The organism is Streptomyces sp. RGM 3693 (assembly GCF_050471125.1).
In the GTDB taxonomy this organism is placed as follows: Bacteria; Actinomycetota; Actinomycetes; order Streptomycetales; family Streptomycetaceae; genus Streptomyces.
In genome coordinates this window covers 2,329,795-2,341,808 of sequence record NZ_JBMPPQ010000001.1, presented here as the reverse complement: position 1 = coordinate 2,341,808, position 12,014 = coordinate 2,329,795, and the positions used below count along the sequence as shown (strand labels likewise).

Below are 12,014 nucleotides of genomic sequence, written 5' to 3'. Positions count from 1 at the left end.
GAGAAGACGATGATGGTGACCGGGATCATGGACGATGGATGCCCCTACCAGGTGCAGATCACCGGGCGATCCGACCGGCCGGTGGTCGGCTCCGCCCGGGTCCGCGCGTTGGTCGAGCAGTACACCGGCACGCCGGTTCTGCTCCACCCGCTCGGGCCGCTGCGGGACCTGGACCCGGGTGACCCTCAGACGGTACTCGCGCTGCTACGGGGCCACAGCCGTGTGGTGGAGCATCGTGCGTAGCCGGCGGCCGGCCCTCGCCGGGACACAAGGCGGCCGCGGCCCGCACTCTCCCGGCGTGACGATTCACTACGCGTACTCGATCAAGGCGCTGCCCGCCGCGCCGCCTGAGGATGCCCCAACGGCTTCTCCCCCCGAGGAGCCTCAGCCGCCTGCCCACGACGACGCTCGGCCGTGGGCGGGTGATGCGTACGACGGCGGTGACGAAACCGATCCGGCGGCCGCGTTCGCCCGCTTCGCCGGGACGGACGGCACGGACGGCGAGGAAGCGTGGCTGGACCGGGCGCCGGACGGCACGTTGACGGGCTGGGTGCGGGACCGCACAGGGCAGGTGTGGCGCTACTCGGACGACAGGGCCTGGGCATTGGACGTGGACAGGGCGCAGATGCAGCGCGTCGGCGCACCCCACAGTGACAATGCTCCGAGCGGCACGCCAGGGACGGCCAGGCCGGGAAGCGGCGAGGTGCCCGACCCGAGCAGTGACAGCTCGGCGAACGAGCCGCCGGCCGATGCGCCCGCGCTGGAGGATGATGTGTCGGCGGCCGCCGACGAGGCGGTAGACGTCACCGGCTTGGATGCGGCCGATCCGAACGTGGGAGAGTCGACGGACGACCCGCAGGATGACCAGGACGACGACCCTGATGTGCCGTTCCCTGGCGCGAGGAAGCCCAAGAAGAAGGGAGCGAAGTAGTGCCGCTCGATCGCACAACCGCGCTCACTGTGGCTGCTGAAGGACACCGGGCGGCCGCGGCCGGCCAGTCCCTCAGCGACTGCCCCTACAACGCCAACGGGGGCCCGGAGGACCGCTTCCGGGCTCACGTGTGGAAGCGCGGCTACCAGGCCGCCACACAGGCCCCTAGGGGCAGCGCAGGACGGTAAGGCTCCGGCGGGGGCACGGTGCGCGGGTTGTCCGCCAGCGCCATGGAGGTCCCCGCCGTGCCGAGCCCACCCCGAAAGCCGCCGCCGATCCGCCACGGCACCGTTCGGGCCATCTTCGCCGTGACCGGCGTGACGGACGAGGTCAACGACCTCATCCTGCCGGGCGCCTTCACCAAGACCCTCGCCACCCGCCGGGTGAAGACCGTCTTCCACCACGAGTGGAAGGACCCGATCGGGGTCGTCCTCGACATCGAGGAGTGGCAGCCCGGTGACCGCCGCTTCGCCTCCGTTCCCGGGGGTGCCGTCTGGCCCAAGGAGGCTGGGGCGCTGGTCGCCACCGTCGCGTTCAACCTGCGCACGCAGCGCGGCCGCGATGTGTACGAGCAGGTCAAGCAGTGGCACGAGTACAGCGAGGCGCAGTTCTCCATCGGCTACAAGGTCCCCGCCGGCGGTGCCTCCCGCCGCCACGACGGTGTCCGGATCATCCACGCTCTGGACCTGTACGAGGTCAGCCCGGTCCTGCACGGCGCCCACCCCATGACCCGGTCGTTGGAAGTCAAGGCAGCGCCAGCCGACGGATCCGTCGAGCGCAAAGCCGTCTGGTCCCCTGTCCAGTTGGAGCACAAGGACGGCGAGCCGCAGGTGGGCAGCGGCGCCATGGTCGCTGTCTATCCGCCGCGGGACGTCGCCGAACGCCTCGCCCAACCCGACGGCACCGACCCGCGGCACCTGCACGTGACGCTCGCCTACCTCGGCGACGCCTCCGCGCTCGGCGCCCACCCCGACGACCTCGTCAGCGTCGTACGGAACGCCCTGGCCGACGCCAACCCCCTCGAAGGCACCGTTGGCGGCATCGGCCGTTTCCCCGACACCGGCGACGGCGACGTGACCTGGGTACCTGTTGATGTGCCCGGCCTGAGCGAGCTCCGCAACCGCATCGCCGACGCCCTCCGCCTGAGCGCATACGCAGACGCCTTCCACGAGGACCACGGATTCACCCCGCACATCACCCTCGGCTACCGGCTGCCGGACGTATCACCGTTCCCGTCCATCCCCGTTCGCTTCGACGACGTGGTCGTGGTGCAGGGCGACAAGCGCACCCCCATCCCGCTGTCCGGCCCGCCGACAGACACCGATGAACCGGCGCAGGCCCCCGTCGAGGCCAAGACCGCGGCCGCCGTGCGCCTGGAGGCCAAGGCGGGTGGGCTCGACCGCAACCGTGGCAACGCCGAGCAGCTGCGCCACTGGTACACGCGCGAGGGAGGCGCAGCCCGCATCGGCTGGGGCGCCGAAGGCGACTTCGACCGCTGCGTGGCCCTGGCCAGCCAGCACATGTCCCCCGAGGACGCCCGCGGCTACTGCAACCTCCGCCATCACGAAGCCCTCGGCATCTACCCCGCCACCCACGCCGCACAGAGCAAAAGCGCCCGCGCCGCCGTGCTCGAAGCCAAAGCCCTCCCCTTGGAGACCACCATGCCCGCACCCACCCCGTACTCCTACGAGCAGCTCCGCGCCCGCATCGCCGAAGCCGCCCGGTCCCTGTTCGACGACGACGAGCACACCTTCACCGGCGTGGAGGCGACCTACCCCGACCAGGCCATCGTCGTCGTGTGCAGCAGCGGCGAAACGCACACCTACGCCATCCCGTACACGGTCGACCAGTTCGACGTGGACCTGGGCTCCCCGCAGCCTGTCGAGCTCACCACCGTCGCCATCCCGGTAGACGGGGAAAGCCGGGACGCCGACGACGTCGAAGAGGTGGAGGAGCGATTCATGCGGCCATCCGCGCAGGCCATCAACGACGCGACCGCTCTGATCAGCGTCTCCGATGCCACCCCCGACGAGGTCGGCACCCTTCAGCCAAGCGTAGAGCGGCTCTTGGAGGCCCTGGCCAAGAAGGGCGCGCCGATGCCGGCGGCCGCGAAGGACAGCGACCACAGCCACCTCCCGCAGGCCGACGAGGAGGACGACTTCCTTCCCGACGAGGACGTCCCCGCGAACGCCGACGAAGAGCCGCAGGATGCTGTGGACGAGCCGACCTCCACGCCCCCAGTCGATCTGTGGGCAGACGAAGACGGCGCGGAGAGCTGGGACCCGTCCGACGAAGATGGGGAGGACCAGGACGAGGATCCGTACACGCCGATCAAGCCGAAGAACCGCGCAGTGCTGGACGTCGACGAGGTCAAGGCGCAGCTCGCGGCACTGCGCACCTGAGCCCTCGGTGTGCTGACCACGCGACGTTAATGGTGTCGGTGTTCTCCAATGCCCGCGCGCTTCGCGGTCGTCCCGGTGCTGGCCGGGCGAGCGGACGCAGTCCATCGCCACGCCCAGCACTGGGAGATACACCATCATGGCTGACAAGAGCCTGCTCAAGAACCTCCAGTCCCAGCTCGCCGAGAAGTCGGCGGAGGCCGACCGCATTGCGGGGACCTTCAAGGAGGAGAACGGCTCCTTCGTCATCAGTACCGATCAGCGCAACGCCTACGTCAAGGTCGTCCGCGAAGCCGAGGAAATCAAGGGACTCGTGGATGCTGCGCAGGGCGCCGACTCCTTGACCACCTACCTCAACGCGCCGGAGGAGGCATCGGCAGCCGGTCAGTTCTATGGCTCCGGCACTCCTGAAGTAGAGGCCAAGTCCCTCGGCGACCTGTTCGTCGCGTCTGATGCGTACAAGCACGCTGCTCAGGCAGGCTTCCGCGACCGCCCATACGTCCGTGCGGAGATTGAAGGGAAGTCCATCTTCAGCCTGAGCGCCGGCAATGTCACGCACCAAACTCTCGGCTCCGCTCAGAACTTGGGTATCGCCGAGCGCGAATACCGTAAGTTCCATATCCGCGATCTCTTCCCCAAGAGCAGCACGAAGCAGCCGGTCCTCTACGGTGCGCGTGAGACCGGCTGGACCAACAACGCCAGGCAGGTGAAGGAGCGTTACGGCGCCGACGGCACCAGCCCGGCGACCGGAACCGACACGGACACCTGGGGCCGAGCACCGCGGTCTAAGCTCTCCCTTGTCCCCGTGATGTACCCGGTTAGCGAGATCGCCCACCTGCTCGATGCACATAAGAACATCCTGTCGGACGAGCCGCGTCTGAAGACTTTCATCAATTCGCGCATGATCGAAGGCGTCAAGTACCAGGAAGACTGGGACCTTTTGCACTCCGTCGGCGACGGACAGTCTTTGACGGGAATTTTCAACACCCCCGGCGTTCAGCAGTACCACGGGATCAACACCGACCAGTACAGCGTCCAGATCAGGCGCGCGATCACCAAGGCTTTGCTCGCCGAGTACGACCCGACCGGCATCGTCCTGTCGCCGACGATGTGGGAGCACGTCGAAGTCGAGGAGGACAAGACCGGCGCGTTCAGGGTCGCTTTGCAGATCGCGGTCGGCGCGACCAAGAGGGTCTGGCGCCTCGATGTGGTTGAGACGACGGCGATGGCGGACGAGAACTTCCTCATCGGCGCCTTTGGGTTGGGCGCCCAGCTCCACGATCGTGAGTCCGTCTCTGTCACGGTTTCCAGCGAGAACAGCGACAACTTCGAGAAGGGCCTGATTACCTTCCGAGCGGACGAGCGGGTCGCCTTGGAGGTCCCGCGCCCCGAGTCCTTCGTGATAGGCACCTGGACCCAGCCCACCAGCTGATCCTGCTGAAGGGGAGGCGCCGCCCATCGTCCTGGCAGGCGCCTCCCCTTCGCCCTCTTCTGCACGATCTGACACGGAGGCACTCGGTGACGGACAAACAACTCGTCGGACTCGCGGCAAATTGGACGCGCTGACCGAGGCGCCGGCCGTGCGCAAAGGCCCGCCATACAGCGTCGGCTCTGTCCTTACGTCGGTCGACGAGGAGACCGTCGAGCCCGCCGATCACGGACTCGGACCGCTCCCGGGGCGGCCTGACCAGCAAAATCCTCCTTGCCGTCGAGCAGGGGCAGAAACCCCTGTCCGTCGTGATCACGGCCGGTCAGCGGGGGGATTCCCCACAGCTCGAACCGGTTCTGGAAGCGATCCGGGTACCCCGGCTCGGACTGGGCAGGCCGCGCAAGCGCCCGGACCGGGTCCGGGCCGACAAAGCGTACGACTCGCGCAGTAGCCGGTCCTACCTGCGCAGACGCGGAATCATGGCCACGATCCCGGTTCCACCGACCGGGTCCGTAACCGGCTCAAGCGCGGGTCGCGCGGCTGTCGGCCGCCGAAGTTCGACAAGGACGACTACAAGCCGACCATGCTCTTGAAGCACCGCGTGATCTGGTTTACAGCCCCCTTGCACCACGCTTCGATGGCCTGGCAGAAATTCTTGACCTTCTGCCATAGGTCCTGGAACTGGGCGGCGATGGCGGCGACGGCCTGCGAGATGAAGTCCAGCGCTGCCACGCTGAAGGCGGGGGCCCCCTTCTTGATCTCGATGGTCCGCAGGTTCAGCTTCCAGTCGGGCTTGAAGTGAAGGACGTTGAACCGGAAGACGTCGGCTGGATCGGTGGGCTTCGGCACTACCGGCACGATGGGTCCGAGCTGGGTGACCCCGTCCAGAGCCGGCCACGTCGTACCGGTGACCGGGGTGTCGGGTGCGATCAGGCTGTCCTCGTGGCCGGAGCTGTCCTTGATGCCGATGGTGCGCACCATGAGATTCCAGTCGGGGTCGAAGGAGAAGACCCGGAGCCGGTTCACGTCGCCGGTCTTCTCCCACTCGGGCATGGGCATGAATGAGGTGATCAGCCCGATGCCGTCCAGCGACACCCAATCGCCGGCGACGGGGCGGTCGTCCCGCTTGATCGAGTCGGTGTACCCGCCGCCGTGCTTGATCTCGATGTTCCGGTACACCAGCTGGTCGTTCTTGATGTGGAACGCCCAGTAGTGGCTGGCGCCGTCCTTGCCCTGCATGTTCGGGATCGCCAGGAAGGCGAGGAGCTGGCCCAGTCCTGTCAGCGAGGCCCACTCGCTCAGCGGGCGGGCGTTGCGCACGATGCGGCTCTCGCCGTTCAGCCCGGGATCGACCTCGATCAGGAAGTAGTCGGGGTCCTTGACGAGCAGCTCGCCCTCCCCCTTCTCCTTCCCCTCCTTCAGGTAGGACTCGTACCGGAACACCCACTGCCGATTGGGGTTGCCCGGCACCGGCAACACGGCCCGGAGCCCGATGAACGGCACGAGATGCCGAACGGCCACGGCCACCGGGTCGGTGTGCGCCTGGGGGCCGTTGGGATCGACGCGGAAGTACTCCCCGGGATGCCGCGGAGGCCCGTACTGCGTGCGAGAGGAGGTAGCGGTCATGCTGGTGCCCGTTCTTCGGGTGGAGTAGCCGACGACCACACGCTATCCACGCCATGACCAGCAGAGACGATTCTCCGGATGAGCGCCACGCCGATCCGACACCGCCGACGCGACGCCGACGTGCACCACGTTGCGCGCCAGCAGGCATCTTGCTGATCGCGATCCTCAACGAGTGGCTGGACCAGCACTTTCACAACAGGCCCTAGCCCAATGCCGCTCGCAGCACGCGACCCAAGCCGACCGCGGCGCGCACCCTCGCTCGACCACCGCACCGGAAGAAGGACATCATGGGCCTGTATCGCCACGACAGCTCCCGCATCACCAAGGCGACGTTCCCCGCTGCCGCGCTTGACGACCCGCTCGTGCGGGTCACTGAAGACGTCTACATCTCCGAGCCGTACGGGCGCGGAGATGGGCAGCCGGAAGGCTCCAAGCGCTTTCTGCTCTACCCGGCCGGGACGATCGTCCTGCGATCCGCCGTTGACCACCTGTTCACCGCAGCGACCATCGCCAGCATCAACCCCACCAAGGGCCCGGCAGCAGGCGGCATCACAGTCACAATCAGGGGCGACAACCTCGACGGGATCTCCACGGTCAGCTTCGGCGGGAGCGCCGGCACCGACCTCCACATCCGCTCGGCAGGTGAGCTGACAGTGAAGACGCCCGCGGGCGAGGCCGGGCCCGTCACCGTCGAACTCGCCGACGACAGCGGCGGCATCTCCAAGTCCAACGGCTTCACCTACGAGGCTCCGGCCGGAGGCTGACCGGAGCAGCGGCGCCCACATGGTGTGTGTGCCCCCGCGCCATTGTCCCGCACCGTGCGACACAAGCCGATCTTCTTGCGCAGGCTGCGCGCGATCGGACAGATACCTCTTGAGGAGCCACGCATGGCCAGCACGACCCGCACCCGCAAGACTGCCGCGAAGGTAGCCGCCGAGGAGACCCCAGCCGACGCAACCGCCTCCGAGCCCAAGGCAGCCGACTCCGCCCCCGCGGCGCCGGACACAGCCCCGCTGGAGCCGCCGCACGTCGACGATGCCCCGGAGCCTCCGGCACCGAGCCCGTACGTCACACCGACCGAGGTCATCCCAGACGAAGAGAACCTGTCCGACGTCATCCTCGACGACGCCACCAACCAGCCGCCCGCCAACCTCGACGAGGTGTTCGTACCGCTCACCCCGTTCGGCTCGACCCTGCAGTGCACCGTCCGCCTGGTCGAGCGCACGGTCCTCGGACCGCACCGCACCCCCATCACCCGGCTCCTCCAGCCCAAGGGCGCCGTGGTCTCCGAGCGCATCGCCACCCTCATCCGTGAACGTCTCGACGCGCAGGCCGCGCGCACCGGCAACCAGTAAGGGAGACACAGGGTGTCGGTCTACAACCACAATCCGCTGTGGGCCGGGGCACACTGCGACCCGGTCCCGGCCGGCGGCGAGGTATCCCGACTCGACTTGTACGCCACTCCCGAGCTTGACGGACCGGTGGTCGCATCAGTCGCGCCCTCTGTCCGCCTCCGCGCCGGGGTGTACCGGTTCGATCTGCCGACCGTTGCGCCAGGCAGATACTGGGGCGCGGTGACCCTCACCCCGAACTCGGCGGCACAGCCCGTCATGGACACATCGGTGCGTCTCGACCTACCTACCGGCCAAGGACTCGTTGCGTCACCGGAAGCGGTCGGTGACGCACTCGGTGTCCCATTGCCCCTCACGTCCGCGCAGCGCAGCACCTACGAGCAGGAGGTCCGCAACGCGCAGGCCGATGTTGCCGCGTACCTCAACCGCTCCTTGGTGCCAACCGCGACAATGCTGCGCGGCCTCACCCCTCGCTGGGCGGATGCACTTGACGACATCGACGCCTGGTCCCTGGACCTCAACGACATCGCCGAAGTCGTCTCGTACCGAAGCAACAGCGACGGGACGTACGACGTAGACCTGCTCGTGGGGCTCAACGGCGCTAAGGAGGAGGCCGTAGTGCGGTACGTCGTCGCGCACGCCGCCGAGTCCGTACGGCAGCGCCCCGATCAGACCACTGGGCCGGGACGTCGTGTCTCCTCGGTCAGCGCCGAAGGCCAGTCCATCTCGTACGACTCCTCCCCTACCACCGGGCAGGCGGGCGCCCCGCCCACGATCAACAGCCTCAACCGGCTGCGTCGCCTCGTGTTCCAGCCTTTGTCCCGCCCGCCTCGCGCACCTTGGCCGTACTCGTCCAGTCGCACCCAGCGTTGGCGCTGACGAAAGGAGATCGGGCTGCGATGGGCGACCTGTACCAGTCGTACGCCAAGCTGGCGCTCGAACTCACCAATGCCCAGCGGACGGCGTTCTTCGCGAACGGCGACATGAGCCGCGCGAAGAGAGAGAACACCACCACGGCGTTCACGACGTACGTCACAGAGGTGACCGCGGGGATCTGGCAGGCCCTGGTCACCCCAGGGAAGGGCTGAGCCGTGGCTGTCGTCCTGGCCAACCGGATGCTGACGTTGTACGCGCTTAAGCACCCGTGGGTCCGAGACCTGAACGGCGTCCCGGTGCCGCCGAACCCGAGCCAACTGCCGCAGCTGCGCGGTACCTGGCCCGGCTCCGCACTGGAACAGTCAGACGACACTTGGTCGCTACGCCTGGACCCGGTCGCCTGGCCTGTGGAGCCCGGTGATGTCGTCGGCGACGAGACGGGCACGAAGTGGACCATCACGACCGCCCGCCTCCACCAAGTGCCCGGCTGCCCGGCAGTCGACTACGTCCAGGCCACCGGAACCCGAAATCCACCCAAGGTTCCCTGAGTTGGCGAAGTTCACCCCCAACCCCGCACTGGAGACGATGCTCGCGTGGATGATCGCCCCGCACATCCAGCGCATCGCCCATCAGGTCGAGATCGAAGCCAAACGGTTGGCGCCGCCCACGAAGCAGTGGGTCACGGTCGCCGACGACAAGGTCCGCCCCACCCATAACCGGGCCCAAGGCCAAGTCGTACCCGACAACCTTCGGTTCACGATCAACAGCATGGACTGGGACCGCCGGCACCGCGGGGTTGGCCCCCTCACCTACATGAAGGCCCCGCGCGACGAGACCTCCCGGGCCGTGGCCAACCTCAAGAACTGCCGGTGCACCACGCGCACCATCCCCGACGGCATCTCCCGGAACATCCGCACACTGCCGCCCGTCATCACGGGCAGCACCGTCACGGCGAAGGTCGTCGCCAGCGGCGAGTTCGTCGTCGAGGCCGAGGTCGGCACCGTCTACCCCGGCAACCTCGAAGCGACCGGCACCTTCTACATGGCACGCGCCGCCGCAATCGTCGCCGCCCGCCGCTGAGCCCGCGACAGTAACGCGCGCCACTCTCCACCCTGCGCGCCATGACCACGAACATCAAGAAGACCACCACCGCCGCGAACACCACCGACGTGCCGGCCGCCGACACCATCAACCTCGTCGGCCCGCCGCTGCGCCCCGGCCAGAAGCCCGAGAAGGTCACCTTCGCCCACCACCTGCGCGTGGCCGGGAAGGAGGTGACGCCGGGCGACTCCGCGCACGTCTCCCCTGACTACGCCCGCCAGCTCCGCAGCAGCGGCTACATCGCCCGCACCCGAGCCTGACCCGTGAGCGACCCATACCCGATCGCCGGCGCCGACCCGGTCGCCGTCGTCCTGGCCTGGCTCGCCGAGCACCCCAAGGTGGCAGAAGCGCTCGGCGGGCCCGGCCGCGTCTCCGGCATCGCCGAGGCCCCTTGGCCGCACTTGCGCGTCACGACCGGCCCCGGAGGTGACATGCGCACCCTGGAGTGGGCGACCGAACCCGAAGTCACACTGGAAGTCTACGGCGACCCCGGCGGCTGGCCCGGCCCGGCCGCACTCCGCCGCATCGCCCTGACCGGCGCGCTCGCGGCGAAGGAACTCCCCGACGCCCCGGCGAAGCCCGGCCAGCCCGTCGTCAGCTCCGTCCGGCCCTCCGGCGCCCTTATCGACTCCCCCCTCGCCGACGGGCAGCCCCGCCACATCTTCGGCCTGCTCGTCACCGTCCACCCGTCTGCCCAAGCACCCTGATCGTCCCGCGCGGGACGAGCACGCGACGTTAACCCGCTCCACTCTCCATCGTGGCCCGGCCCTGAACCCCGGCCACAAGGAGAGCCCCCGTCATGGCAGGCGAGATCACAAACGCCGCGCAGATCGTCGTTCCAGCCCGTACCCGTGTCTGGCTCGCTCCGGTGGGTACCGAAGCGCCGGCCGATGCCACGGTCACCATGCCCGAGGGCTGGTCCAGCGTCGGCCTCACCACCGAGGATTCGCTGAAGTTCTCGGAAGAGCCCCAGTTCGAACAGGTGAAGTCTGCGCAGACCGACTTCCCCAGCCGGACGTTCCAAACCTCGGACGCGGCCACCATCGAAGTGGACCTCCAGCAGTGGTCCGGGAAGAACTTCAGGTCCGCCTTCGGCGGCGGCGCCATCACCGAGATCACCCCGGCCGGCGGCGGGGCCAGCCCGCCGAAGCACTACAAGTTCACACCGCCGCGCATCGGCGGCCGCACCGAAGTCGCCGCGATCATTGAGGTCATCGACGGCGCCAAGTCCTACCGGTACGTCATGCCCCGCACCATGCAGATGGAGGGCGTGAACACCGATCTGCAGAAGTCGAAGGAAGCCATCCTCCCCCTCAGGCTCGCGGTCCAGGGCGGCGACGACGCCGACGCCTGGTATCTGCTCACCAACGACCCGAGTTTCGCCGCAGCGTAAGGTCGGCCAAGGCCCCTACCGAGCACGGGAGATGTCGCCTTCCTTGATCGGTACGGGCCTCTTGGCTGCCCGAGAGAGCTGCCCGTGCTGCTCCTCCGTGCCTTCTTCTTGCGGCGACGCGCTCTCCCGAAGGCGCCCCGACACCAGAGACATGTCCAGGCTGACCTGGATCAGGCCGATATTCGGCGCCCCATTGACGACTGCGGCCCCGGCCGCGGCGCCGCGGGCGGGCGGGCGTGGCGGTGTTGCCATTTGTCAACACCAGGAGCGCGCGACGTAAGCCGTCTCGGCTCCCTACCTTCCGGCGGAGCTCACACCACCGGAAGGAACGACGATGACCTACGCCCTTGACCTCGACGCACAGCGCCGCGAGGTCCAGTACCCGGACGGAATCCCCGTCAGGCTCCGCGGCGAGCAGTTCCTCTTCCCCGCAGAACTGCCGGCCAAGGCCCTGGATCCCCTGCTCTCGGACGACCTCGACCTGCTCGGCCTGCTCCGTGATGTCTTGGAGGCGACCGAGAATCCGACCACCGCCACCATCGTCGAGCTCATCTTCAAGCGTCCGCACCTGCCGCGCCGGTTCATCAACGCTGTCTACGCGATCCACCGCCTCCTGCTCGGCGACGACGAGTACGAACGGCTGGAGGCGCTGAACCCCTCGTTTCCGGACTACGTGCGTCTCACCACCGGGCTCGCGCGGGTGTACGGCGTCGACCTGGGAAAACTGCTTGGCTTGGGCAGCTCCTCCGAGAACGGTGGGGAGACGTCGAGTTCGACCTCAGCCGGTACCACCGACTCGACGCCCGAGGCATCTGGCGTGAGCCCGGCGAACGCGGCTTCATCGGTGTAAGGCGATTGATCGTTTTGGTCGATGGGCTTCCGGAGGAGTCCAAGGTCAAATCCAGCG

Annotated in this window: 16 protein-coding genes; 15 read left to right on the top strand and 1 reads right to left on the bottom strand. The window is 68.2% G+C overall.

The annotated features are described in order from the left end of the window. The first annotated feature begins 9 nt into the window (after positions 1 to 9). The 5 genes from ACO0M4_RS10000 (at position 10) to ACO0M4_RS09980 (ending at position 5,352) form a co-directional block, all read left to right on the top strand. A complete protein-coding gene (locus tag ACO0M4_RS10000) occupies positions 10 to 243 on the top strand; it encodes a hypothetical protein (protein ID WP_430369450.1) in 234 nt (77 codons plus the stop codon). A 55-nt stretch (positions 244 to 298) separates the two neighbouring features. Then, complete coding sequence (locus tag ACO0M4_RS09995; protein WP_430369449.1) at positions 299 to 931, top strand: hypothetical protein; 633 nt, start codon at positions 299 to 301, stop codon at positions 929 to 931. 245 nt (positions 932 to 1,176) lie between these two features. Continuing rightward, a complete protein-coding gene (locus ACO0M4_RS09990; RefSeq protein WP_430369448.1) occupies positions 1,177 to 3,333 on the top strand; it encodes a 2'-5' RNA ligase family protein in 2,157 nt (718 codons plus the stop codon). A gap of 136 nt (positions 3,334 to 3,469) precedes the next feature. Further along, the gene (locus ACO0M4_RS09985) at positions 3,470 to 4,762 is read left to right on the top strand and encodes a phage major capsid protein (RefSeq protein WP_430369447.1); all 1,293 of its coding nucleotides are present in this window, start codon (positions 3,470 to 3,472) and stop codon (positions 4,760 to 4,762) included. A 179-nt stretch (positions 4,763 to 4,941) separates the two neighbouring features. After that, entirely contained in the window at positions 4,942 to 5,352 is a 411-nt protein-coding gene (locus ACO0M4_RS09980) for a transposase (protein WP_430371325.1), read from the top strand. Here the strand turns inward: ACO0M4_RS09980 and ACO0M4_RS09975 are convergent. Beyond that, positions 5,330 to 6,385 carry a hypothetical protein gene (locus ACO0M4_RS09975; protein ID WP_430369446.1) on the bottom strand — a complete coding sequence of 352 codons (1,056 nt, stop codon included), beginning with the start codon at positions 6,383 to 6,385 and terminating at the stop codon, positions 5,330 to 5,332. The two genes, ACO0M4_RS09980 and ACO0M4_RS09975, sit on opposite strands and share 23 nt — an antisense overlap. Positions 6,386 to 6,672: 287 nt before the next feature. Between ACO0M4_RS09975 and ACO0M4_RS09970 the strand changes: the two genes are divergently transcribed. The 10 genes from ACO0M4_RS09970 (at position 6,673) to ACO0M4_RS09925 (ending at position 11,957) form a co-directional block, all read left to right on the top strand. Next, a complete protein-coding gene (locus tag ACO0M4_RS09970) occupies positions 6,673 to 7,149 on the top strand; it encodes an IPT/TIG domain-containing protein (RefSeq protein WP_430369445.1) in 477 nt (158 codons plus the stop codon). Between the two features lie 123 nt (positions 7,150 to 7,272). Beyond that, positions 7,273 to 7,740, top strand: a complete 468-nt coding sequence (locus ACO0M4_RS09965) for a hypothetical protein (RefSeq protein WP_430369444.1) — start codon at positions 7,273 to 7,275, stop codon at positions 7,738 to 7,740. A gap of 342 nt (positions 7,741 to 8,082) precedes the next feature. Then, positions 8,083 to 8,616, top strand: a complete 534-nt coding sequence (locus ACO0M4_RS09960) for a hypothetical protein (protein ID WP_430369443.1) — start codon at positions 8,083 to 8,085, stop codon at positions 8,614 to 8,616. A gap of 20 nt (positions 8,617 to 8,636) precedes the next feature. Then, positions 8,637 to 8,825 (top strand): hypothetical protein, encoded by a 189-nt coding sequence (locus ACO0M4_RS09955; RefSeq protein WP_430369441.1) that lies wholly within the window; start codon positions 8,637 to 8,639, stop codon positions 8,823 to 8,825. A 3-nt stretch (positions 8,826 to 8,828) separates the two neighbouring features. Continuing rightward, positions 8,829 to 9,161, top strand: coding sequence for a hypothetical protein (locus ACO0M4_RS09950; RefSeq protein ID WP_430369440.1), 333 nt, complete (start codon positions 8,829 to 8,831; stop codon positions 9,159 to 9,161). A gap of 1 nt (position 9,162) precedes the next feature. Further along, a complete protein-coding gene (locus ACO0M4_RS09945) occupies positions 9,163 to 9,693 on the top strand; it encodes a hypothetical protein (RefSeq protein WP_430369439.1) in 531 nt (176 codons plus the stop codon). 41 nt (positions 9,694 to 9,734) lie between these two features. Further along, a complete protein-coding gene (locus ACO0M4_RS09940; protein WP_430369438.1) occupies positions 9,735 to 9,974 on the top strand; it encodes a hypothetical protein in 240 nt (79 codons plus the stop codon). A gap of 3 nt (positions 9,975 to 9,977) precedes the next feature. Further along, positions 9,978 to 10,421, top strand: coding sequence for a hypothetical protein (locus ACO0M4_RS09935; protein WP_430369437.1), 444 nt, complete (start codon positions 9,978 to 9,980; stop codon positions 10,419 to 10,421). Positions 10,422 to 10,513: 92 nt separating this feature from the next. Further along, positions 10,514 to 11,107, top strand: coding sequence for a hypothetical protein (locus ACO0M4_RS09930; protein WP_430369436.1), 594 nt, complete (start codon positions 10,514 to 10,516; stop codon positions 11,105 to 11,107). 334 nt (positions 11,108 to 11,441) lie between these two features. After that, complete coding sequence (locus ACO0M4_RS09925; protein WP_430369434.1) at positions 11,442 to 11,957, top strand: hypothetical protein; 516 nt, start codon at positions 11,442 to 11,444, stop codon at positions 11,955 to 11,957. Positions 11,958 to 12,014: the final 57 nt, after the last annotated feature.